This is a genomic window from Massilia sp. UYP11 (genome assembly GCF_050434805.1).
Taxonomy (GTDB): domain Bacteria; phylum Pseudomonadota; class Gammaproteobacteria; order Burkholderiales; family Burkholderiaceae_D; genus Telluria.
The window spans coordinates 736,365-758,216 of the sequence record NZ_JBNDJE010000001.1; the positions used below are offsets into that span (position 1 = coordinate 736,365).

Sequence of the window (21,852 nt, forward strand, 5' to 3'; positions counted from 1 at the left end):
GCCGACCCGACGGTTGTTGGTGAATGTGGTCACACGTAAGGTGGTCACAGCAGCCGATCCTCGGCCCGGCTGACCGCCTCCCCATCCCCCCGTACCACCACCACGTCGCCCGCGGCCAGCACCACGCCAGGCCCCGGCTCCACGTCCTTGCCGCCGCGCCGCAGCGCCGTCACCTCGGCCGCGACGCCGTGCAGCCCCAGTTCCGCCAGGCTGCGGCCGATCGAGCCGGCCTGCGCGTGCAGCCGCACCGAATGCAGGCGCACATGCCCCGGCTCGAGCGTGGCGCCGCTGTCGCTGGCGCCATGGAAGTAGCCGCGCAAGGCCGCATAGCGGTCGTCGCGCGCCGCCTGCACCCGGTGCACCACGCGCCGCAGCGGCACGCCCAGCGTCACCAGCGTGTGCGAGGCCAGCATCAGGCTGCTCTCCAGCGCCTCCGGCACCACCTCGGTGGCGCCGGCGCGTTTGAGCACGTCCATGTCGGCGTCGTCGTGGCTGCGCACGATCACCGGCAGGTTCGGGGCCAGTTCGTGCACCAGGTGCAGCACCTTCAAGGCCTGCCGCGTGTCGGCGAAGGTGATCACCAGCGCGCTGGCGCGGTGGATGCCGGCCGCGATCAGGCTTTCGCGGCGCGCCGCGTCGCCGTACGAGACCGCGGCGCCGGCCGCCTGCGCCTCTTGCACCCGCTCCGGATCCAGGTCCAGCGCGTGCCAGGGCAGCGCCTCTTCCTTGAGCAGGGTCGCCAGGCTCTGGCCGCTGCGCCCGAAGCCGGCGATGACTACGTGGTTCTGGGTCTTCATGGTGCGCGTGGCGAGCTGGGTCAGCTGCAGCGACTGCGTCATCCACTCGTTGGCGGCGAACTTCATCGCGATCCGGTCCATACTGGCGATGACGAAGGGCGCGAGCAGCATCGACAGCACCATCGAGGCCAATACCAGCTGCATCACGAACGGGTCGACCAGCTTCGATCCGGAGGCGTGATTGAGCAGCACGAAGCTGAATTCGCCCGCCTGGGCCAGCGCCAGGCCGGTGCGCAGCGCCGTTCCGGGCGACGCCCCGAAGGCGCGCGCGAGCAGGGCGATCAGGCCGAACTTGAGCAGCACCACCAGCGCGAGCAGGAGCAGCACCAGCCACCAGTGCTTGATCACCATCTGCAGGTCGAGCAGCATGCCGATCGTGATGAAGAACAGCCCCAGCAGCACGTCGCGGAACGGCTTGATGTCTTCTTCCACCTGGTGTTTATAGGGCGTCTCGGAGATCAGCATGCCGGCGACGAAAGCGCCCAGGGCCAGCGACAGGCCGGCCTGCTCGGTGATCCAGGCCGCGCCCAGCGTCACCAGCAAGAGGTTGAGCATGAACAGCTCCTGCGAGCGGCGCTTGGCGACGATGGTGAACCAGCGCCCCATCAACTTCTGGCCGAAGAACAGCAGCAGGGCCAGCACCAGCGCCGCCTTGAGCGCTTCCACTCCAAGGGTGATCGCCAGGTCTTCCGGGTCGCGCGCCAGCGCCGGAATCATGATCAGGAGCGGCACCACCGCCAGGTCCTGGAACAGCAATATGCCGACGATGCGCCGCCCATGCCCGCTGTCGAGCTCGAGCCGCTCGGTGAGCAGCTTGACGACGATGGCGGTCGAGGACATCGCCAGCGCGCCGCCCAGCGCGAAGGCGGCCTGCCAGCCGAGCGGTATGCCGGGCAGGAACCAGGCCGCCAGCAACCCGATCCCCATGGCGGCCAAGATCGTCGCCATCACCTGGGCCAACCCCAGCCCGAACACGATGCGCCGCATCGCGCGCAGCTGCCCGAGCGAGAACTCCAGGCCGATCGAGAACATCAGGAACACGATCCCGAACTCGCCCAGCGCATGGGTGGTGGGGCTGTCCTCGGCCAGGGCCAGGGCGTGCGGGCCGATCAACACGCCGACGGCGAGGTAGCCGAGCATCGGCGGCAGTTGCAGGCTGCGGAAGGCGACCACGCCGAGGACGGCGCAGCCCAGCAGGAGCAGGGTGAGTTCAAGGCCGGAATGCATTGGCGCGATACGCGATGAGCGGTAACTGTTGATCTTATGGCATGCGCCCTATGTGGCGCGGAAGGTGCTTGTCATCGTTTGTTACGACTGGCAAGTTTTTTGCTTTCCCAATTCGTTTATACTTCCAAAATGAGTGTAACCGATGAAAAAATAATGCCGAAAAGTTTTGACGAGACCCTGGCCCGGCGCGTCCTGGCTCTGGGTCGCGACACGCTGTCGATCGAAGCGGACGCCATCCGCGCGCTGCAGGCGCGCCTGGGCGACGACGACAGTTTCGTGAACGCCGCGCAACTAATCATGGCTTGCGACGGTCGCGTGGTGGTGTCCGGAATGGGCAAGTCGGGCCACATCGGCCGCAAGATCGCCGCCACCCTGGCGTCTACCGGCACCCCGGCCTTCTTCATGCACCCGGGCGAAGCCGCGCACGGCGACCTGGGCATGGTCACCAAAAACGACGTCGTGATCGCGATTTCCAATTCGGGCGAATCGTCCGAGATCCTCGATATCCTGCCGGCCGTGAAACGCCTTGGCGCGCGCGTGATCGCCATGACCGGCAAACCCGCCTCGCGCCTGGCCAGGCTGGCCGACGTGCACCTGAACATCGCGGTGGACAAGGAAGCCTGCCCGCTCAACCTGGCGCCGACCACCAGCACCACCGTGACCCTCGCCATGGGCGATGCGCTGGCCGTGGCGCTGCTCGACGCGCGGGGTTTCCGCGAACAGGACTTCGCGCTGTCGCATCCGGGCGGCGCGCTGGGCCGGCGCCTGCTGACGCACGTGCGCGACGTGATGCGCAGCGGCGACGCGGTGCCGAGCGTCACCCCCGACACCCCGCTGGTCGAAGCGCTGCTCGAGGTCACCCGCAAGGGCCTCGGCATGACCGCCGTCGTCGACCCCGAAGGCCGTCCGGTGGGCGTGTTCACCGACGGCGACCTGCGCCGCGTGATCGAGCGCATGCACGACTTTTCGAACATCCAGATCCGCGACGTCATGCACGTCAACCCGCGCCGCGTGCGGCCCGACCAGCTGGCGGTCGACGCCGTCGCCGTGATGGAGGAATTCCGCATCAACCAGATGCTGGTGGTCGACGACGACGACCGCCTGGTCGGCGCGCTGCACATCCACGACCTGACCCGCGCCAAGGTGATCTGATGAGCGACACGTTTATCCCGGCCATCACCCCATTGGCCCACATGGAACGCGCCGCGCGCGTGAAGGTCATGATCTTCGACGTCGACGGCGTGCTGACCGACGGCAGCCTGACCTACGGCCCGGAAGGCGAAGTCACCAAGACCTTCAACGTGCTCGACGGCCTGGGCATCCAGCTGCTCAACAAGACCGGCGTCCAGACCGCGATCATCAGCGCGCGCCTGTCGCCGATCGTCGTCAAGCGCGCGGCCGATCTCGGCATTTCGCACGTCCACCAGGGCATCCATGACAAGCGCATCGGCTTCGCCAAGCTCCTGGCGGCCACGGGCTTCACCGCCGAGCAGTGCGGCTACATCGGCGACGACGTGATCGACCTGCCGCTGTTCGCGCGCGTCGGCTTCGCCGTCGCGGTGCCGTCCGGCCACCCCGAAGTGCAGCACCGCGCGCACTACGTGACGAAAAACGCCGGCGGCCGCGGCGCGGTGCGCGAGGTGTGCGATCTCGTGATGCGCGCCCAGGGCACCTACGACCAGGCGCTCGCGCCGTACTTCGCCTGAGGCCACCCAGCATGGCTACCATCGTCCAGAACAAGCGTACCGCGCACCGCTGGAATCTCCTTGCGATGATCGTGATCGGCACCTTCTTCGCCTTCGGCAGCTTCTGGCTGCTGCAGCTGATGCAGGCCTCCGACATCGATGCCCAGCTGGGAGGGCCGCCGGACGAACCGGACTACATCGTCGAGAACTTTTCCTTCGTGCGCATGACCGAGAACGGCCAGCCGAGCTACCTGGTGTCGGGCAAGCGCCTGGCGCATATTCCGAACGGCGACGTGTCGCACGTCGACGCGCCGGTGCTGCGCGGCGTCGAGCCGGGCCGCCCGCCGATGACGGTGGTGGCGAAGAACGCGCAAATCCATCACCAGGAGCACCGGGTCGAGCTGATCGGCGACGTCGACCTGCAGCGCCCCAAGACCGCGCAGAGCGAATCGCTGCACGTGCGCACCCAGGCGCTTACCGTGCTGCCCGACGAAGAAATCCTGAAGACCGATCTGCCGATCGACATGCAGCTTGGCGCCTCCAACGTCAAGGGCACCGGCATGGTCGCCAATAATGCGACCATGCAGCTGCACCTGTCCAGCCGCGGCCAGATCGTCTATCCGCCACGCCAGCGCTGATTCCCCGCACCAGCGCCGCGTGCCAACCCGAGACCCTTAACCGACCATGAAAAAACTACTTGCCGCCGTTTTCCTTTCCCTGCTGTCGCTGACCGCGGCCGCCGAGCGCGCCGATTCGCTCAAGGAGGCAGTCATCAACTTCGACTCGCTCGACGTCGACGAGGTGACCGGCACCCGCATCCTGACCGGCAACGTGGTCCTGACCCGCGGCACCCTGGTGCTCAAGTCCGACCGCGCCCTGGTCAAGGAAAGCCCGGAAGGCTATATGAGCGTGACCCTCACCGCCGCCGGCGGCAAGGTCGCCACCTTCCGCCAGAAGCGCGACGGTGGTTCCGACCTGTGGGTCGACGGCCAGGCCGAGCGCATCGAGTACGACGAGCGATCGGAACTGGTGCGCCTGTATTCCAACGCCGTCGTGCGCGAACTGGAAGGCGCGCGCATGACCAACCAGATCACCGGCCCGTTCATCTCCTACGACAACCGCAAGGAAGTGGCCACGGTGCGTAACGACACCAGCGGCCAGAGCAAGGTTGGCGGCGGCCGCGGCACCCTGATCCTGGCGCCCAAGCGCGCACCAGGCGGAGGCGCCCAATGACGGCGATTCCGATGGAGCTGGACGATTGCAGCACCCTGGTCGTCAAGGGCCTGCAGAAAAGCTATGGCAAGCGCCTGGTGGTGCGCGACGTGTCGCTGCAGGTCGAGTGCGGCGAGGTGGTCGGCCTGCTGGGCCCGAACGGCGCCGGCAAGACCACGTCGTTCTACATGATCGTGGGCCTGGTGCCGTCGGACGCCGGCTCGATCGACATCAACGGCACCGACATCACCAGCCTGCCGATCCACCGCCGCGCCGTATTGGGCCTGTCCTACCTGCCGCAAGAGGCGTCGGTGTTCCGCAAGCTGACGGTGGAAGAGAACATCCGCGCCGTGCTCGAGCTGCAAAAGGACAATGGCAAGCCGCTGTCGAAAGACCAGATCAACGAGCGCCTCGACACCCTGCTGGCCGACCTGCAGATCGAGAAGCTGCGCGAGAATCCGGCGCTGTCGCTGTCGGGCGGCGAGCGCCGCCGCGTGGAGATCGCGCGCGCGCTGGCGACCAATCCGCGCTTCGTGCTGCTGGACGAACCGTTCGCCGGCGTCGACCCGATCGCCGTGATCGAGATCCAGCGCATCGTGCGCTTCCTGAAAGAGCGCCGGATCGGTGTCTTGATCACCGACCACAACGTGCGCGAGACGCTTGGCATCTGCGACCGCGCCTACATCATCAACCAGGGCGCGGTGCTTGCCTCCGGCCGTCCTGACGACATCATCGCGGACGAGTCGGTGCGCCGCGTGTACCTGGGTGAACACTTCCGCATGTGAGCGACGCCTAGATGAAACAGTCCCTGCAACTTCGCACTTCGCAGCACCTCGCGCTCACGCCGCAACTGCAGCAGTCGATCCGGTTGCTGCAGCTGTCGACGCTCGAACTGCACCAGGAGATCGAGCAGATACTGGGCGATAACCCCTTGCTCGAGCGGCTCGACGATCCGCTCGACCGTTCGGTGCGTTTGCTGGCCGATGGCGCCATCAACAATGCGCCCGCCAATGGCGAAGCGCCGCCGGCGCCCGGCCAGCAGGCCGAGGGCCAGGACGCGCCGGCGCAGGAGGGCGAGAGCCTCGAGAGCGGCGCCGACAACGATCGCGTTGATGCTGACTGGAGCGAGGGCGGCGCGCCGTCGTCCGGCGGCGGCGAGGACGAGGACGGCCGCCCGCAGCTGGAAGCCTGCGCCATCACCCTGCGCGAACACCTGATGGAGCAGGTGCGCGAAGCCACCTTGTCGGTGCGCGACCGTGCGCTCGCCGAGCTGGTGATCGATGCGCTGGACGACAACGGCTATCTCGACGAGCCGCTCGACGAGATCCACGCGCGGCTGCCCGAAGAACTCGAGATCGAGATCGACGAGCTGCGCTGCGCGCTGGCGCTGGTGCAGAGCATGGACCCGGTGGGCGTCGGCGCGCGCAGCGCGTCCGAGTGCCTGGCGCTGCAGATCCGGCGCATGCCGGGCGTGCCAATGGTCACGCGGCGCATGGCCCTGACCATCGTCGAAGGTTACCTGACCTGGTTCGCCCAGCGCGAATACAGCAAGCTGAAAAAAGCGCTCGACTGCGACGACGAAGACTTGCGCGAGGTGCAGGCCGTGGTGCGCCAGTGTAATCCGCATCCGGGTGCGGTCTTCGCCTCGAACGTGTCGGACTACGTGGTGCCGGACGTGATCGTGCGCCGCGCCAAGAGCGGCTGGGCGGTCACCCTGAACCCGGACGTGATGCCGCGCCTGCGCGTGAACAGCCTGTATGCCAGCCTGCTCAAGCAAGGCAAGAGCGAAGCGCAGATGGGCGCGCAGCTGCAGGAAGCGAAGTGGCTCATCAAGAACATGCGCCAGCGGTTCGACACCATCCTGCGCGTGGCGGAGGCGATCGTCGAGCGCCAGCGCAACTTTTTCTCCCACGGCGCGGTTGCCATGCGGCCCCTTGTTTTACGCGAGATAGCTGATACACTAGGCCTACACGAGAGCACAATTTCTCGTGTCACAACCCAGAAATACATGCTGACCCCGCACGGCATGTTTGAGTTGAAGTATTTCTTCGGTAGCCACGTTGCCACCGAGGCGGGAGGCGAAGCATCCTCGACGGCAATCCGTGCGCTCATCGCACAATTGACAGGAGCAGAAGACCCTAGGAACCCATTATCCGACAGCAAGATCGCGGAGATGCTCGGGGAACAAGGCATGGTCATTGCGCGCCGGACGGTTGCAAAATACCGTGAAGCCCTCAAGATACCCCCTGTAAGCCTCCGCAAGTCCTTGTAACTGCGCCGTCCACACCCGTCGTGCCTTGTCGCGTTGGTGTGGTCCACACGGTGCATCATTTTCAAAGGAGTGTGTATGAACCTCACAATCAGTGGCCATCATCTCGAAGTGACCCCCGCCATCCGTGAATACGTTCAGAATAAGCTCGAGCGCATCATTCGCCATTTCGACCAGGTGATCGACACCCATGTCTTCCTGGCCGTCGACAACCTCACTGAAAAAGAAAAAAGGCAGAAAGCAGAGATCAACGTCCAGGTGTCGGGCAAGACCCTGCACGTGGCAAGCGTCGCGCAAGACCTGTACGCGGCGATCGATACGCTGATGGATAAGCTGGACCGACAGATCCTCAAACACAAGCAAATGCTGAAGGACCATAGCCGTACTTCGATCAAGCGCCTGCCGGAGCGTGGCAGCGAAGAGGCCGCTGCCGCCTGACCAGGCGCAGGGCTCACACCAGCTAAGGGCGTCTGAGGGGACGCCCTTTTTGCATCCGCCTTTCCGGTTTTACCCGCAGCGCGTGTTCGGTAAAATGCAGGTCTCTCCATGATGGATCACCCCATGACCGACCATGTCCTGACCCGCATCGCCAACCGCACCGGCATCATCACCCTGGACCGCCCGAAGGCGCTCAATTCGCTGTCGCTCGCGATGGTGCGCGCGCTGACCGTGGCGCTGCGCGCCTGGCAGGATGACGCGCAGGTCGAGGCGGTGGTGCTGACCAGCAGCAGCGAGAAGGCCTTGTGCGCGGGCGGCGACATCCGCTTCTTCCATGAGGTCGGCCATGCGACGCCGATGGGCGGCAGTGCGTTGCTCGAGGATTTCTTCACCGAAGAATACGCGCTGAACCACCTGATCCATTTCTATCCGAAGCCCTACATCGCCGTCATGGACGGCGTGGTAATGGGCGGCGGCATGGGCATCGCCCAGGGCGGCCCGGATTGCGGCCTGCGCATCGTGACCGAGCGCACCAGGATGGCCATGCCCGAGGTGAACATCGGCCTGTTCCCAGACGTCGGCGGCAGCCATTTCCTGTCGCATGCGCCGGGACGGCTCGGCTATTACCTGGGCCTGACCGGGCTGACGATCGGCGCCGCCGACGCGCTGCATATCGGGCTGGCCGACCTGTTCGTGCCCGGCGCCGAACTGCCGGCCCTGCATGCGTTGATCGCGTCCACGCCCGGCGCCGCGCTGCCGGCGGCGATCCGCGCCTTCGCGGCGCCATTTTCCGCGCTGGCGGGCGAGAGCGAATTGCCGTCGCTGCGCACGCGCATCGACGCCCATTTCGGCGCGGCCTCGGTGGCCGCGATCATGGCCTCGCTCGAAGGCGACGCGACGCCGTTCGCGCAGCGGGCCCTGGCGGCGATGCGCCAGCGTTCGCCCCTGATGATGTGCGTGACCCACGAACTGCTGGCGCGTGGCGCGCAGCTGTCCGTGGCCGACTGCCTGCGCATGGAGCGCACGCTGGTGCGCCACAATTTCGAGCATGGCGAAGTGCTCGAAGGCGTGCGCGCGCTCGTCGTCGACAAGGACAATGCGCCGCAATGGAACCCGCCATCGCTCGAACAGGTGACGCCGCAGATGGTGGCACGCTTTTTCGAACCGGTGTGGCCGGCGCATGCGCATCCGCTCAGGCACCTCGCATAATCACGGCGAACATATTCATTTTTGCGTGACAGCGTATCGGCGGGGTGTGAACATCGGGCCTTCATGACCTGAAAGGACACCCGATGCGCCTGACCGCCTTGCTGATCTCGATGACCTTATGCGGCGCCGCCGCTGCCCAGGACTATCAGCCAACTTTCGATCCGAGCCGGCTCAAGGGTCCGGCAGCAGGGCCGGTCAACGAGATCATGGTGCTCGGTTCACCCCACTTGTCGCACTTGCCCAAGACGTTCCAGCCTGCCAGCCTGTCCTTGCTCAACGAGCGGCTGGCGGCGTGGAAGCCGCAGGCGATCGCGGTCGAAGAGCGCTCCGGGCCGCAATGCGATTTTCTGCGCCGTCACGCGGCGCGTTATGCGGAGACGGTCGAGACCTATTGCCCGGATACCGCGGCGGCGAAGGCCGCAACCGGTCTGGACGTTCCCGAAGCGACGGCGCAAGCGGAGAAGCTGCTGGCCGGATGGCCGGCGACGCCGTCGCCTGCCCAGCGGCGACGCCTGGCGGCCTTGTTCCTGGCGGGTGGAGAGCCGGCATCGGCTGCGGTCCAGTGGTTCCATTTGCCGGCCGGGGAGCGCCGCGCCGGCGACGGCCTGGATGCCGCCCTGGTCGAGCAGCTGCGAAAGCTCGCGGTCGATCCCGACGAAAGCGTGATGATCGCGGCGCGCCTGGCGGCCCGGCTGGGTCATGAACGCGTGTATGCGATGGACGATCAATCGGCAGGCCGTCCGTACACCGACCGCAAGGCGGCCGGCGAGGCGATCATGAAGGCCTGGGACAATCCGGCCAACCGCGCGCTCCGGCAGGCGGACAAGATCCTGTATCAGGGCTTGGGCAGCGCCGAAGGCATGCTGGCGCTATACCGCGCCTACAATGCGCCCGATCATGTCTCGACGGTCTTCGAAGCTGACTTCGGCGCGGCGCTGAACGAACCGTCGCCGCAGCGCTTCGGCCGCGCCTACATCGGCTACTGGGAAACGCGCAACCTGCGCATGGCGGCGAACATCCGCGACGTCGTGGGCGTCATGCCGGGCACGCGGCTCCTGGTCATCGTCGGCGCTTCGCACAAGGGCTACCTGGAAGCCTATCTGCACCAGATGCATGATGTGCGGGTGGTGGATACTGCGGCGGTGTTGCGGTAATCCACCGCTAACGCGACCATGCACCACCGCATTTCGCACGTCATTCCCGCGGAGGCGGGAATCCAAGTTCGTGCTTACCCACTACGTTCAACGTCGCCACTATGCTGAGGAATTGGGTTCCCGCCTCCGCGGGAACGACGTGCGAGGGCTGGCGGTAAAAATTACGCAGCCGGATTCTTCGGCTGTTCCCGATGCCGCACGATCACGCGCTCGGTATCGCTGAAATACGCGCCGAGGTGCTCGGCCATGTACACCGAGCGGTGCTGCCCGCCGGTGCAGCCCACGGCCACCGTCAGGTAGCTGCGGTTGTCGGTCTTGAACGAGGGCAGCCACTTGGCCACGAAGGCGCGGATGTCGGCCAGCATCTCGGCGGCGCTAGGCTGGGCGTCGAGGAAGTCGATCACCGGCTGATCCTTGCCGGTGAGGGGGCGCAAGGCCAGGTCGTAATACGGGTTCGGGATCGCGCGCACGTCGAACACGAAGTCGGCGTCGAGCGGCACGCCGACCTTGAACGCGAACGATTCGAAGAACAGGGTCAGCGGCGCATGGTCGACCTCGGCCAGCTCCTTGATCCAGGCGCGCAGTTTATTGGCCGAGAGTTCCGAGGTGTCGATCACGTGGCCCAGGTTCTCGATCGACGACAGGCGCTCGCGCTCTTCGGCGATGCACTCGATCAGGGTGCGGCGCGAGGCCGGGTTCTCGCCCGGGCGCAGCTCGTGCGACAGCGGGTGGCTGCGCCGCGTTTCGGAAAAGCGCGCGACCAGCGAATGGGTGCTCGAGGTCAGGAACATGACCTTGACCGCATGGCCGTCCTCGCGCATGCGGCGCACGCTCACCGGCAGTTCGACCAGCGACTCGGCGCTGCGCGCGTCGACCGCGACCGCGATCTTGCCGGTGCCGGTTTCGTTGACCGTATTGACGAGGGCCGGCAGCAGGGCCGGCGGCAGATTGTCGACGCAGTAGTAACCCGCGTCTTCCAGGACATTCAGGGCCACGGACTTGCCCGAGCCCGAGATGCCGGTGATGAGGACGATGTGCATGCGGCGATGATACCGCAACCTTCACCCGATGGCACGCCGCCGCGCCGCCAATGCCGCTTCAGTCCGCGCTCATGGCCTGGCGCTGGCGTTCCATGAATTCCTGCAGCGTGTCGATGCCGCGCAGTTGCAGGATGGTGTTGCGCACCGCGGCTTCGAGCAGCACCGCGATGTTGCGGCCGGCCGCCACCGGAATGACGACCTTGCGGATCGGCAGGCCCAGCACGTCCTCGGTCGGGAAGTGGAAGGGCAGGCGCTCGACCTCTTCGTCCAGCGCGCCGCGCTTGACCAGGTGCACGATCAGCTTGAGGCGCATCTTGCGCCGCACCGCCGTCTCGCCGAAGATCGCCTTGATGTCCAGCAGGCCCAGGCCGCGCACTTCGAGCAGGTTCTGCAGCAGCGGCGGGCAGCGGCCCTCGATCATGTTCGGCGCGATGCGCGAGAATTCCACGGCGTCGTCGGCCACCAGGCCGTGCGAGCGCGAGATCAGTTCCAGGCCCAGTTCGCTCTTGCCCAGGCCCGAGTCGCCGGTGATCAGGACGCCCACGCCCAGCACGTCCATGAACACGCCGTGCATGATCACGCGCTGGGCCAGCTTTTTCGACAAATACACGCGCAGGAAGTCGATCACCTGCGCCGCCGGCAGCGGCGTGGAGAACAGCGGGATGTTTTGCTCGTCGCAGATGGCCAGGATGTCGGGCGGGGTTTCCAGGCCCTGGGCGATGATCAGGGCGGGCGGGCCGCCGCCGATCAGTTCGCCAACCACATGGCTGCGCGAATTGGCCTTGAGGCGGTGGTAGTAGTCGAGTTCCTGGTGGCCGAACACCTGGATCCGGCCCGGGTGGATCAGGTTCAGGTGGCCGACCTGGTCGGCGGCCGAGGCGGCGTCGCCGGCGATCTGGCGTTCGCCGCCGGGAAAGCCCGCAAACCAGCCGAGTTGCAGGCTGTCGCGGTTGTCGTCGTACAGCCGTTGGATGGTCAGCGGAGACTGCAGCATGGGCATTGTCGTCGTCGCAAAATAAGGCGCGCGCGGCGTGATTGCCGCGCGTTGAGAACCTATCCCGGCAGGTGAGAGTCGTTCCTACCGCGCCTGGCAAGTGTGCGCTGCGTTACTCGTCGTTGCATGGCTCGCCATGCGGCCTCCTCGCGCCTTGCTCACACTCGCCATGCATCGGCATGAACTTCCTCCCACCTACCGGGATAGGTCCTGGCATACGTGCAGTTTAACCCAGAGCCTGCAGGCTGGGTTGCCAGTTGATAATACGGTCATGTACCGACTTCGGATCGGGATCGTTCGCCAGGGCGGTGCGCACCGATTCGTCGGAGAACAGCTCGGCGATCTCGGACAGGATCTCGAGGTGCTGCTGGGTGACGTGGTCGGGGATCAAGAGGAAGAACAGCAGGTTCACCGGCTGGCCGTCGGGCGACTCGAAAGGAATCGGCTCCTTCAGGCGCACGAAGGCGGCCAGCGGCGACTTGAGGCTCTTGCTGCCCTTGATGCGGCCATGCGGGACGGCGACGCCATGGCCCAGGCCCGTCGAGCCCAGGCGTTCGCGCGCGAACAGGTTGTCCGAGACGATCGAGCGGGCGATGCCGCAATTGTTCTCGAAGATCAGGCCGGCCTGCTCGAAAGCCCGTTTTTTGCTCGACACTTCGAGGTCGAGTTGCACGTTCTCGAGCGAGAGGATTTTGCTTAGATTCGTCATAACGTGGGTGCGATGCACGCGTGGAGTGCTTGCGAGCACGGGATTATAGGCCTGTTTAGGGCCCGAGACACTCGAATTCGCGACAGTTTGGCCTTCTCGCCGAACCGCCGCACGATACCCGTCGAAACGGGATAAGCAGTAAGTTGACTTACATCAACACTTTTACGCAATTTCCTCAACGAATCAGCTAGTGACACCAGCAATCGTATGCCGCTCCTCTTGTTTACCGATGATTGCTCGAAGGGCGGCTTCAAAGCAAGGCAGCGCGTCCGGTATCGTATCGCCAAAGAAGGTCTTATGCACGGTGCATGGCTGTCGCCTAAAACGCACAAGCGTGCGAGTAATATCCTGACAGAAATTGGATGTTTACTGGCGCGCGCCACGCAGATTACCTGGCTTGCCGGTGGTGAAATTGGTGCGCCATGGATTGATGTCAAGGCCGCCGCGCCGCGTATAGCGCGCATACACGGCCAGCTTGCTCGGCCGGCACTGGCGCAGCACGTCCACGAAGATGCGCTCCACGCATTGCTCGTGGAATTCATTGTGCTCGCGGAAACCGATCAGGTATTTCAGCAAGCCTTCCTGGTCGATCTGCGGGCCGACGTAACGGATTTGCACCGTGCCCCAGTCCGGCTGCCCGGTGACCAGGCAATTGGACTTGAGCAGGTGCGAGACCAGGGTTTCCTCGACCGGCGCGTCTTCGTGATTGGCCTTGAGCAGTTGCGGGGCCGGCGCGTAAGCGTCGACCTCGATGTCGAGGCGGTCGAGCAGCGTGCCTTCCAGTTCGCCCATCCCGATCTTGCCGAAGTCTTCCGGGTGGGTCAGGGTGACGTGGACCGGCGCGCCGAAGCCGTTCGACAAGTCGTCGCGCAGCAGGGCCAGCAGGGCGTCGGGGCCGGCCAGGCGGGTCTGGTTGAACGAGTTCAGGTAGAGCTTGAACGATTTCGATTCGACGATGTTCGGCGAATCGGCCGGCGCCGTCACGGTCGCGATCGCCACCTGCGGCTTGCCGCGCATGTTCAGCCACGACAGTTCATACGCGTTCCAGATGTCGACTCCGAAGAAGGGCAGCGTGCCCGCCAGGCCCAATTCCTCGCGCTTTTGCTGGCGCGGAATCGGGAACAGCAGTTCGGGGGCGTACTGGCTCTGGTAGGCAGAAGACTTGCCAAGCGGCGATTGATCAGGGGTATTCATAGCGCTGGGGCGTCATGCCCCCAAAAACAATTTATAGACGGGATTCCCGCTCTCGTCCCAATAGCGGTAACCGAGCGAGGCCAGGAACTGCCGGAACTCATCCATCTCGGCCTGCGGCACTTGCAGCCCGACCAGGATGCGCCCCACGTCCCCGCCCTGGTTGCGGTAGTGGAACAACGAGATATTCCAGTTCGGCGCCATGCTGTCCAGGAAGCGCATCAGCGCACCCGGCCGTTCGGGGAACTCGAAACGATACAGCAATTCGTCATGTGCAAGTGAACTTTTCCCGCCCACCAGGTGGCGGATGTGCAGCTTGGCCAGCTCGTCGTAGGTCAGGTCCAGCGTCTTGTAGCCGTGTTCCTCGAAGGTGCGCGCCAGGAGGCCCGACTCGCTGCGGTTGCCCACCTGCACGCCGAGGAACACGTGGGCCTCGCTCTCATCGCTGATGCGGTAATTGAATTCGGTGACGTTGCGCGGACCGACCAGGGAGCAGAAACGGCGGAAGCTGCCGCGCTGCTCGGGCACGGTCACGGCATACACGGCCTCGCGCGATTCGCCCAGCTCGGCGCGCTCGGCCACGAAGCGCAGGCGGTCGAAGTTCATGTTGGCGCCGCAGGCCACCGCCACCAGCGTCTCGTTCCTGATCGGCTCGCGGTTCATCTGCGAGCGCTCGACATAGGCCTTGGCGCCGGCCACCGCCAGCGCGCCGGCTGGTTCGAGGATGCTGCGCGTATCCTGGAACACGTCCTGGATCGCGGCGCAGATGGCGTCGGTGTCGACCAGGATGATCTCGTCGACCACCTGCTGGGCGACGCGGAAGGTTTCCTCGCCCACCAGGCGCACCGCGGTGCCGTCCGAGAACAGGCCGACGTCGGTCAGCGTGACGCGATGGCCGGCCTTCAGGCTGCGCGCCATCGCGTCCGAATCCAGGGTCTGCACGCCGATGATCTTGATGTCGGGGCGAATCTGTTTCACATAGGCGCCGATGCCGGCAATCAGTCCGCCGCCGCCGATGGCGACGAAGATCGCGTGGATCGGGCTCGACAGCTGGCGCAGGATTTCCATGCCGATCGTGCCCTGGCCGGCGATCACGTCCGGATCGTCGAACGGATGCACGAAGGTCAGGCGTTGCTCTTTTTCCAGCAGCAGCGCGTGGTTGTAGGCGTCGGTGTACGAGTCGCCGTGCAGCACGACTTCGACGCTGGCGCCGCCGCGCGCCTTGACCGCCTCGATCTTCACCTGCGGGGTCGTGGTCGGCATCACGATCAGCGCGCGGCAGCCGAGGCGGCAGGCCGACAGCGCCACGCCCTGGGCGTGGTTGCCGGCCGAGGCGCAGATGACGCCGCGCTTGAGTTGCTCGGGCGTCAGGTTCGCCATCTTGTTGTACGCGCCGCGCAGCTTGAAGCTGAACACGCTCTGCATGTCCTCGCGCTTGAAATAGATCCGGTTGCCCAGGCGCTGGGACAGGGTCGGGGCGAGGTCGAGCGGCGTCTGTTCGGCGACGTCGTAGACGCGGGCGGTCAGGATTTTTTTCAGGTAGTCGGTAGTCATGGTCGGATTGCAAAAGTCTTGCCGGCAAGGCCGGCGGGACGGACGACGCGAACTGTTCCGCTAGGGTGGGTGACCGTGGCGCGCAGTACGAAGTGACGGGCTGGGTGGCAGGCTCATCGTATCGTGTCGTGACGAAAGTACCGGACCATTATAATGGACGCTTATCGCCACCACTAGGCTACCGCAAGGGGCCCAATAAGCCCGCATGATCGAATCCGCTGTCCAATGGCTGCTTGACTTCCTGGCTGCCCCGACCGTCGGGCTGACCTCCATCTTCATCGTCAGTTTCGTCTCCGCCACCTTGCTGCCGCTCGGCTCCGAGCCCGCCGTGTTCGCGGTGATCAAGGCCAATCCCGAGATGTTCTGGCCTGCCATCCTGGTCGGGACGATCGGTAATACCCTGGGCGGCGCCTTCGACTATTTCCTTGGCTACCGCGCCAAGGTCGCGTTCGCGAAAGAGCGCCAGAGCCGCTGGTTCGGCTGGCTCAAGCGCTATGGCGCCAAGACCATGCTGCTGTCGTGGCTGCCGGGCATCGGCGACCCGCTGTGCACCCTGGCCGGCTGGCTGCACCTGCCGTTCTGGCCCAGCGTCATGTATATGGCGATCGGCAAGTTTGCGCGCTATGTGACCATGACCCTGGCGCTGCTGTACATCCCGGACAGTTTCTGGACCAATCTCGGTGATATGCTGACCCGTATCACCGGCTGAGCATGTCCTTTCCGACAGCGGCCGGGTCATCAGGAAGAAGCCGATGCTCGAACTGCGACCGAACTGCGAACACTGCCATGCGGCCTTGCCGCCGGCGTCCACCGAGGCGCGCATCTGCTCCTACGAGTGCACGTTCTGCGCCGCCTGCGTCGACGGCATATTGCTGAACGTCTGCCCCAACTGCGGCGGCGGCTTCGTGCCGCGGCCGGTCAGGCCCGCGCGCAACTGGAAGAACGGAAACTATCTGGGCAACGACCCGGCGCGCACCGAGCCGAAGCTGCGGCCGGTGGATCCGGCCGCGCATGCGCGCTTCGCCGCGGCCATCAAGGACATCGCGCCGTCGGATCGCTAGCGTCCTGCACGTTCGCAGGAGGCGGTTCATAATGGGCGTTTCGCTGCCGCCCCAGGATTCGCGCATGACCGACCGCCTCCCCGTTCCCCTCGACAAAGCCTATCGCCTGATGAACCACGGCCCGACGGTGCTGGTATCCGCACGCGATGGCGATGCGATCAACGTGATGGCCGCCGCCTGGTCGATGCCGCTCGACTTCGATCCGCCCAAGGTGGCGGTGGTGCTCGACAAGAGCACGCTCACGCGTCGCATGGTCGAGGCGTCGGGCGAATTCGCCCTGATGGTGCCGTCGCGCGAACTGGCGCAGCTGACCCTGCAGGTCGGCTCGACCACGGGCCGCGAGGTCGACAAGTTCGCCGCCTTCGGCGCCGGCTACTGGACCGGCGCGCAGGTCGGCGCGCCGCTGCTGGACGGCTGCCTGGCCTGGCTCGAATGCCGCCTGCTGCCCGAGCCGCACATCCAGGAAACCTATGACCTGTTCCTCGGCCAGGTGGTCGCCGCCTGGGCCGATCCGGCCGTGTTCCGCGACGGCCACTGGGTCACGAGCGAAGGGAGTCCGAAAAGCATCCATTACGTTGCGGGTGGGCACTTTTTCGAACTCGGCGAGGCCTTCGAGGCGAGCGCGACGCCGCCGCAAGCGTCGGACAACGCCGGATGACATATGCCATCCGGGTCAATCAAGCTGATAAACGTTGCATCACAAGTCGTGCAGGCAAATAAAGTTTGCACTTTAAAAATAGTATAGACATTTTATTTCGTTGAGCGGAATACCGGTCCGGGCATAAGCCGAGCGTGGTGCATCGCAATAAGCTAGAATGAATGTCCTTCGGGCCTGTCCGATCGTCGACCAGAATTCATGAACGCCCCCGCACACATCCATACCCTGCTTGCCGACAACGCACCCGCGCGCCTGCGTGAGATTCCTTATAACTACACCTCGTTCTCGGACCGCGAAATCGTGATCCGCCTGCTCGGTGAGTCGTCGTGGGCGTTGCTCGACAGCCTGCGCGGCGCGCGCCAGACCGGCCGCTCGGCGCGCATGCTGTACGAGGTACTGGGCGACATCTGGGTAGTGCGCCGCAATCCCTACCTGCAGGACGACATGCTGGACAACCCGAAGCGCCGGGCCAAGCTGATCGAAGCGCTGCATCACCGCCTGGGCGAGATCGACAAGCGCCGCACCACGGTCGATGCGCTGGACGCATCGGCGTCGGACAGCGATCCTGCCGTCGTCGCCGCCCGCAGCGCCGCCGTCGAGCAACTGCTCGCCGCCGCGCGCCGCGCCGTGGACGATTTCGGCCGCGAATTCGCCGAGACCTACGACCTGCGCAAGCGCGCCACCAAGGTGCTGGGCGCCTACACCGACAAGCGCAACATCCGCTTCGACGGCATGCACCGCACCTCGCACGTGACCGACGCCACCGACTGGCGCGTCGAGTACCCGTTCCTGGTCCTGCTGCCCGACAGCGAGGACGAGATGGCCGGCCTGGTCAAGGGCTGCATCGAGCTCGGACTGACCATCATCCCGCGCGGCGGCGGCACCGGCTACACCGGCGGCGCGATCCCGCTCACGCCGATGTCGGCCGTGATCAATACCGAAAAGCTGATCGGCATCGGCGAGGTCGAGATGACGACCATGCCGGGCCTGGGACGCGAATACGCGACCATCCATACCTATGCCGGCGTCGTCACGCAGCGGGTGTCGCAGGCGGCCGAGAAGGCAGGCTTCGTGTTCGCGGTCGACCCGACGTCGGCCCACGCGTCCTGCGTGGGCGGCAATATCGCGATGAACGCGGGCGGCAAGAAGGCGGTGTTGTGGGGCACGGCGCTCGACAACCTGGCGTCGTGGCGCATGGTCGACCCCAACGGCGACTGGCTCGACGTCACCCGCATCAACCACAACCTGGGCAAGATCCACGACGCTCCGACGGCCGAATTCCTGCTCGAATGGACGCATCCTTCCGTCAAGGGCGCCCCGAAAGGCCAGCCGTTCCGCACCGAGACGCTCACCATCGAGGGCAAGCGCTTCCGCAAGGAAGGCCTGGGCAAGGACGTCACCGACAAGTTCCTGGCCGGCCTGCCGGGCATCCAGAAAGAAGGCACCGACGGCCTCATCACGTCGGCGCGCTGGATCCTGCACAAGATGCCCAAGTTCACCCGCACGGTGGCGCTGGAATTCTTCGGCCAGGCGCGCGATGCGATCCCGTCGATCGTCGAGATCAAGGATTACCTGGACAGCCTGCCGAAGAACGGCAACCCGGCGTTCGCCACGCTGCGCCTGGCGGGCCTGGAGCACCTGGACGAACGCTACCTGCGCGCGGTCGGCTACGCCACCAAGTCCAAGCGCGGCGTGCTGCCCAAGATGGCGCTGTTCGGCGACATCGTCGGCGACGACGAGAATGCGGTGGCGATCGCCGCCTCGGAAGTGGTGCGCCTGGCGAACACCCGCGTGGGCGAGGGCTTCGTCGCCGTCAGCCCCGATGCGCGCAAGAAGTTCTGGCTCGACCGCGCCCGCACCGCGGCCATCGCGCGCCACACCAACGCCTTCAAGATCAACGAGGACGTGGTCATTCCGCTGAACCGGATGGGCGAGTACACCGACGGCATCGAGCGCATCAACGTCGAGCTGTCGATCAAGAACAAGCTGCAGCTGGTGGGCCAACTGCGCGCCTACCTCGCCAGCGACCACCTGCCGCTGGCCAAGAGCGACGACGCCAGCGCCGACGGGGTCGACCGCGACGAGATCATGGGCGACCGTCCGCTGCAGGCGCGCGCCCTGGTCGACTTGGTCGACAAGCGCTGGACCTTCGTCCTGGCCAATCTCGATGCGCCGCTGGGCGAAGTGCGCGGGCAGCTGCAGACCCTGGGCCTGGACCACCTGGACGAGGCCATCGGGCAGCGCCTGGCGATCCAGCCCGATGCGACCCTGTTCGACGTGGTGCAGGACCACACGGTGCGCGTGTCGTGGAAGGCCGAAGTGCGCGCGCCGCTGCGCCAGATCTTCAATGGCGCCGCCTACCAGTGCATCCTCGACGAAGCGGTCGCGATCCACAAGCGCGTGCTGCGCTCGCGCGTGTTCGTCGCCCTGCACATGCACGCGGGCGATGGCAACGTCCACACCAACCTGCCGGTGAATTCGGACGACTACGCCATGCTGCAGGACGCCCACAAGGCGGTCGAGCGCATCATGAAGCTGGCGCGTTCGCTCGACGGCGTGATCTCGGGCGAGCACGGCATCGGCATCACCAAGCTCGAATTCCTGCTCGATTCCGAGATCCAGGAATTCCGCGACTACAAGGTGCGCGTCGATCCGGAAGGGCGCTTCAACAAGGGCAAGCTGCTCAACCTCGAAGGCGCCCACGCCGACCTGCGCAACGCCTACACGCCGTCGTTCGGCCTGATGGGCCACGAATCGCTGATCATGCAGCAGAGCGATATCGGCGAGATCGCCAACAGCATCAAGGACTGCCTGCGCTGCGGCAAGTGCAAACCGGTGTGCACGACCCACGTGCCGCAGGCGAACCTGCTGTACTCGCCGCGCGACAAGATCCTGGCCACCTCGGCGCTGATCGAGGCCTTCCTGTACGAGGAGCAGACCCGCCGCGGCGTCTCGCTGCGCCACTGGGAAGAGTTCGAGGACGTGTCGGATCACTGCACGGTGTGCCACAAGTGCGTCACGCCCTGTCCGGTCGACATCGACTTCGGCGACGTGTCGATGAACATGCGTAACCTGCTGCGCAAGATGGACAAGCGCAGCTTCAAGCCGGCCAACCGCGCGGCCATGTTCTTCCTCAACGCCACCGACCCGACCACCATCAACGCCACGCGCAAGGCGATGGTCGACCTGGGCTTCAAGGCCCAGCGCATGGGCAACCGCCTGTTGAAAGGCCTGGCCAAGCCGCAAACGGCGTCGCCGCCGCCGACCACGGGCAAGCCGCCGGTGCGCGAGCAGGTGATCCACTTCATCAACAAGAAGATGCCGGGCAACCTGCCGAAGAAGACCGCGCGCGCGCTGCTCGACATCGAGGACGACAAGATCGTCCCGATCATCCGCAATCCAAAGAAAACCACGGCCGACACCGAAGCCGTGTTCTACTTCCCGGGCTGCGGCTCCGAGCGCCTGTTCTCGCAGGTTGGCCTGGCGACCCAGGCGATGCTGTGGGAAGTCGGCGTGCAGACCGTGCTGCCGCCGGGCTACCTGTGCTGCGGCTATCCGCAGCGCGGCGCCGGCCAGTTCGACAAGGCCGACAAGATGATGACGGATAACCGCGTGCTGTTCCACCGCATGGCCAACACGCTGAACTACCTCGACATCAAGACGGTCCTGGTCTCGTGCGGCACCTGCTACGACCAGCTGGCGACCTATGAATTCGAGAAGATCTTCCCGGGCTGCCGCATCATGGACATCCATGAGTACCTGCTGGAGAAGGGCATTAAACTCGAGGGCGTCAGCGGCACCCGCTACATGTACCACGACCCCTGCCACACGCCGATGAAGCTGCAGGATTCGATGAAGACGGTGAACGCGCTGGTCTCGACCATCGATAACGTGAAGATCGAGAAGAACGACCGCTGCTGCGGCGAGTCGGGCACCTTTGCCGTGACCCGTCCCGACATCGCGACCCAGGTGCGTTCGCGCAAGGAAGTCGAGATGGTCAAGGGCGCGGACAAGCTGCGCGCCGACGGCTTCAAGGGCGACGTCAAGATCCTGACCAGCTGCCCATCCTGCCTGCAGGGCTTGAGCCGTTACAACGACGACTCGGGCACCACCGCCGACTACATCGTGGTCGAGATCGCGAAGCACCTGCTGGGCGAGAACTGGCTGCCCGAGTACGTGGCGCGCGCCAACAACGGCGGCATCGAAAGGGTGCTGGTATGACGGCTCCCGTCGCGCTCTGCGAACTGTGCAACCTCAGCGCGCCCGTGGCCTGGCGCGGCGACAAGTTCAGCGTGATCGTCGTCGACGACGCCAGCTACCCCGGCTTTTGCCGCGTGATCTGGCACGACCACGTGCGCGAGATGAGCGACCTTTCGCGCCCGGACCGGCTCCTGGTGAACGAGGCCGTGTTCCTGGTCGAGGAGGCGGTGCGTGAAGTGATGCAGCCGCTGAAGGTCAATGTGGCCAGCCTGGGCAATGTGGTGCCGCATCTGCACTGGCATATCATTCCGCGTTATGCGGACGACGCGCATTTCCCGGCGCCCGTGTGGGCCCAGGCGGTGCGCTCGACCGAACCCGACACCCTGGCCGCGCGCCGCGCGCTGGCCGGACAACTGGGCGCCGCCATCGCGCGCCGTTTCAACTGATAGAGAAG

20 protein-coding genes are annotated in these 21,852 nt (G+C 65.5%); 14 read left to right on the forward strand and 6 right to left on the reverse strand.

What is annotated here, in order from left to right; all coding sequences use genetic code 11:
* Positions 1-44 precede the first annotated feature (44 nt).
* On the reverse strand, positions 45-2,024 hold the full coding sequence (locus tag ABIB38_RS03245; RefSeq protein WP_429201687.1) for a cation:proton antiporter: 1,980 nt from the start codon (positions 2,022-2,024) through the stop codon (positions 45-47).
* A 129-nt stretch (positions 2,025-2,153) separates the two neighbouring features.
* Here ABIB38_RS03245 and ABIB38_RS03250 point away from each other — a divergent pair, with 129 nt between their 5' ends.
* The 9 genes from ABIB38_RS03250 (at position 2,154) to ABIB38_RS03290 (ending at position 9,991) form a co-directional block, all read left to right on the forward strand.
* On the forward strand, positions 2,154-3,176 hold the full coding sequence (locus tag ABIB38_RS03250) for a KpsF/GutQ family sugar-phosphate isomerase (RefSeq protein WP_429201689.1): 1,023 nt from the start codon (positions 2,154-2,156) through the stop codon (positions 3,174-3,176).
* Positions 3,176-3,730 (forward strand): KdsC family phosphatase, encoded by a 555-nt coding sequence (locus ABIB38_RS03255; protein ID WP_429201691.1) that lies wholly within the window; start codon positions 3,176-3,178, stop codon positions 3,728-3,730. Before ABIB38_RS03250 ends, ABIB38_RS03255 begins: the two co-directional genes overlap by 1 nt.
* Positions 3,731-3,741: 11 nt before the next feature.
* Positions 3,742-4,347 carry an LPS export ABC transporter periplasmic protein LptC gene (gene lptC, locus ABIB38_RS03260; protein WP_429201693.1) on the forward strand — a complete coding sequence of 202 codons (606 nt, stop codon included), beginning with the start codon at positions 3,742-3,744 and terminating at the stop codon, positions 4,345-4,347.
* A gap of 46 nt (positions 4,348-4,393) precedes the next feature.
* Positions 4,394-4,942 (forward strand): lipopolysaccharide transport periplasmic protein LptA, encoded by a 549-nt coding sequence (gene lptA, locus ABIB38_RS03265; protein WP_429201695.1) that lies wholly within the window; start codon positions 4,394-4,396, stop codon positions 4,940-4,942.
* 11 nt (positions 4,943-4,953) lie between these two features.
* Positions 4,954-5,706, forward strand: coding sequence for an LPS export ABC transporter ATP-binding protein (gene lptB, locus ABIB38_RS03270; RefSeq protein WP_429201798.1), 753 nt, complete (start codon positions 4,954-4,956; stop codon positions 5,704-5,706).
* Positions 5,707-5,717: 11 nt separating this feature from the next.
* Positions 5,718-7,193, forward strand: a complete 1,476-nt coding sequence (locus tag ABIB38_RS03275; RefSeq protein WP_429201697.1) for an RNA polymerase factor sigma-54 — start codon at positions 5,718-5,720, stop codon at positions 7,191-7,193.
* A gap of 75 nt (positions 7,194-7,268) precedes the next feature.
* The gene (hpf, locus tag ABIB38_RS03280) at positions 7,269-7,628 is read left to right on the forward strand and encodes a ribosome hibernation-promoting factor, HPF/YfiA family (protein WP_429201699.1); all 360 of its coding nucleotides are present in this window, start codon (positions 7,269-7,271) and stop codon (positions 7,626-7,628) included.
* A gap of 123 nt (positions 7,629-7,751) precedes the next feature.
* The gene (locus ABIB38_RS03285) at positions 7,752-8,837 is read left to right on the forward strand and encodes an enoyl-CoA hydratase/isomerase family protein (protein ID WP_429201701.1); all 1,086 of its coding nucleotides are present in this window, start codon (positions 7,752-7,754) and stop codon (positions 8,835-8,837) included.
* A gap of 83 nt (positions 8,838-8,920) precedes the next feature.
* Positions 8,921-9,991, forward strand: coding sequence for a DUF5694 domain-containing protein (locus tag ABIB38_RS03290; protein WP_429201703.1), 1,071 nt, complete (start codon positions 8,921-8,923; stop codon positions 9,989-9,991).
* A 161-nt stretch (positions 9,992-10,152) separates the two neighbouring features.
* Here the strand turns inward: ABIB38_RS03290 and rapZ are convergent, their stop codons facing one another.
* The 5 genes from rapZ to ilvA all read right to left on the reverse strand — a co-directional run bounded on the left by rapZ (position 10,153) and on the right by ilvA (position 15,479).
* Positions 10,153-11,031, reverse strand: a complete 879-nt coding sequence (gene rapZ / locus ABIB38_RS03295) for an RNase adapter RapZ (RefSeq protein ID WP_429201705.1) — start codon at positions 11,029-11,031, stop codon at positions 10,153-10,155.
* A 58-nt stretch (positions 11,032-11,089) separates the two neighbouring features.
* On the reverse strand, positions 11,090-12,025 hold the full coding sequence (gene hprK, locus ABIB38_RS03300; RefSeq protein ID WP_005663306.1) for an HPr(Ser) kinase/phosphatase: 936 nt from the start codon (positions 12,023-12,025) through the stop codon (positions 11,090-11,092).
* A gap of 226 nt (positions 12,026-12,251) precedes the next feature.
* Positions 12,252-12,734: a PTS sugar transporter subunit IIA gene (locus tag ABIB38_RS03305; protein ID WP_429201708.1), complete on the reverse strand. Its 483-nt coding sequence runs from the start codon at positions 12,732-12,734 to the stop codon at positions 12,252-12,254.
* A gap of 366 nt (positions 12,735-13,100) precedes the next feature.
* The gene (queF, locus tag ABIB38_RS03310) at positions 13,101-13,928 is read right to left on the reverse strand and encodes an NADPH-dependent 7-cyano-7-deazaguanine reductase QueF (protein ID WP_429201709.1); all 828 of its coding nucleotides are present in this window, start codon (positions 13,926-13,928) and stop codon (positions 13,101-13,103) included.
* 12 nt (positions 13,929-13,940) lie between these two features.
* Positions 13,941-15,479, reverse strand: a complete 1,539-nt coding sequence (gene ilvA, locus ABIB38_RS03315) for a threonine ammonia-lyase, biosynthetic (protein WP_429201711.1) — start codon at positions 15,477-15,479, stop codon at positions 13,941-13,943.
* A gap of 205 nt (positions 15,480-15,684) precedes the next feature.
* On the opposite strand from ilvA, the gene ABIB38_RS03320 reads away from it, so the two are divergent.
* From ABIB38_RS03320 to ABIB38_RS03340, 5 genes are all read left to right on the forward strand, one after another.
* Positions 15,685-16,188: a YqaA family protein gene (locus ABIB38_RS03320; RefSeq protein WP_429201713.1), complete on the forward strand. Its 504-nt coding sequence runs from the start codon at positions 15,685-15,687 to the stop codon at positions 16,186-16,188.
* Positions 16,189-16,231: 43 nt separating this feature from the next.
* Positions 16,232-16,540: a DUF1272 domain-containing protein gene (locus ABIB38_RS03325; RefSeq protein WP_429201715.1), complete on the forward strand. Its 309-nt coding sequence runs from the start codon at positions 16,232-16,234 to the stop codon at positions 16,538-16,540.
* A 64-nt stretch (positions 16,541-16,604) separates the two neighbouring features.
* Positions 16,605-17,198: a flavin reductase family protein gene (locus ABIB38_RS03330; RefSeq protein ID WP_429201717.1), complete on the forward strand. Its 594-nt coding sequence runs from the start codon at positions 16,605-16,607 to the stop codon at positions 17,196-17,198.
* A gap of 198 nt (positions 17,199-17,396) precedes the next feature.
* Complete coding sequence (locus ABIB38_RS03335) at positions 17,397-21,419, forward strand: DUF3683 domain-containing protein (RefSeq protein WP_429201719.1); 4,023 nt, start codon at positions 17,397-17,399, stop codon at positions 21,417-21,419.
* On the forward strand, positions 21,416-21,844 hold the full coding sequence (locus tag ABIB38_RS03340; protein WP_429201720.1) for an HIT family protein: 429 nt from the start codon (positions 21,416-21,418) through the stop codon (positions 21,842-21,844). Before ABIB38_RS03335 ends, ABIB38_RS03340 begins: the two co-directional genes overlap by 4 nt.
* The last annotated feature ends 8 nt before the right edge of the window (positions 21,845-21,852 follow it).

Coding starts and splice junctions, on each gene's coding strand:
- lptB (WP_429201798.1), top strand. CDS start 4,954: ATGGAGCTGGACGATTGCAGCACCCTGGTCGTCAAGGGCCTGCAGAAA.
- ABIB38_RS03335 (WP_429201719.1), top strand. CDS start 17,397: ATGAACGCCCCCGCACACATCCATACCCTGCTTGCCGACAACGCACCC.
- rapZ (WP_429201705.1), bottom strand. CDS start 11,031: ATGCACATCGTCCTCATCACCGGCATCTCGGGCTCGGGCAAGTCCGTG.
- ABIB38_RS03320 (WP_429201713.1), top strand. CDS start 15,685: ATGATCGAATCCGCTGTCCAATGGCTGCTTGACTTCCTGGCTGCCCCG.
- ABIB38_RS03290 (WP_429201703.1), top strand. CDS start 8,921: ATGCGCCTGACCGCCTTGCTGATCTCGATGACCTTATGCGGCGCCGCC.
- ABIB38_RS03255 (WP_429201691.1), top strand. CDS start 3,176: ATGAGCGACACGTTTATCCCGGCCATCACCCCATTGGCCCACATGGAA.
- ABIB38_RS03275 (WP_429201697.1), top strand. CDS start 5,718: ATGAAACAGTCCCTGCAACTTCGCACTTCGCAGCACCTCGCGCTCACG.
- ABIB38_RS03330 (WP_429201717.1), top strand. CDS start 16,605: ATGACCGACCGCCTCCCCGTTCCCCTCGACAAAGCCTATCGCCTGATG.
- ABIB38_RS03285 (WP_429201701.1), top strand. CDS start 7,752: ATGACCGACCATGTCCTGACCCGCATCGCCAACCGCACCGGCATCATC.
- lptC (WP_429201693.1), top strand. CDS start 3,742: ATGGCTACCATCGTCCAGAACAAGCGTACCGCGCACCGCTGGAATCTC.
- ABIB38_RS03250 (WP_429201689.1), top strand. CDS start 2,154: ATGAGTGTAACCGATGAAAAAATAATGCCGAAAAGTTTTGACGAGACC.
- hprK (WP_005663306.1), bottom strand. CDS start 12,025: ATGCTGCAGTCTCCGCTGACCATCCAACGGCTGTACGACGACAACCGC.
- ilvA (WP_429201711.1), bottom strand. CDS start 15,479: ATGACTACCGACTACCTGAAAAAAATCCTGACCGCCCGCGTCTACGAC.
- hpf (WP_429201699.1), top strand. CDS start 7,269: ATGAACCTCACAATCAGTGGCCATCATCTCGAAGTGACCCCCGCCATC.
- ABIB38_RS03305 (WP_429201708.1), bottom strand. CDS start 12,734: ATGACGAATCTAAGCAAAATCCTCTCGCTCGAGAACGTGCAACTCGAC.
- lptA (WP_429201695.1), top strand. CDS start 4,394: ATGAAAAAACTACTTGCCGCCGTTTTCCTTTCCCTGCTGTCGCTGACC.
- ABIB38_RS03340 (WP_429201720.1), top strand. CDS start 21,416: ATGACGGCTCCCGTCGCGCTCTGCGAACTGTGCAACCTCAGCGCGCCC.
- queF (WP_429201709.1), bottom strand. CDS start 13,928: ATGAATACCCCTGATCAATCGCCGCTTGGCAAGTCTTCTGCCTACCAG.
- ABIB38_RS03325 (WP_429201715.1), top strand. CDS start 16,232: ATGCTCGAACTGCGACCGAACTGCGAACACTGCCATGCGGCCTTGCCG.
- ABIB38_RS03245 (WP_429201687.1), bottom strand. CDS start 2,024: ATGCATTCCGGCCTTGAACTCACCCTGCTCCTGCTGGGCTGCGCCGTC.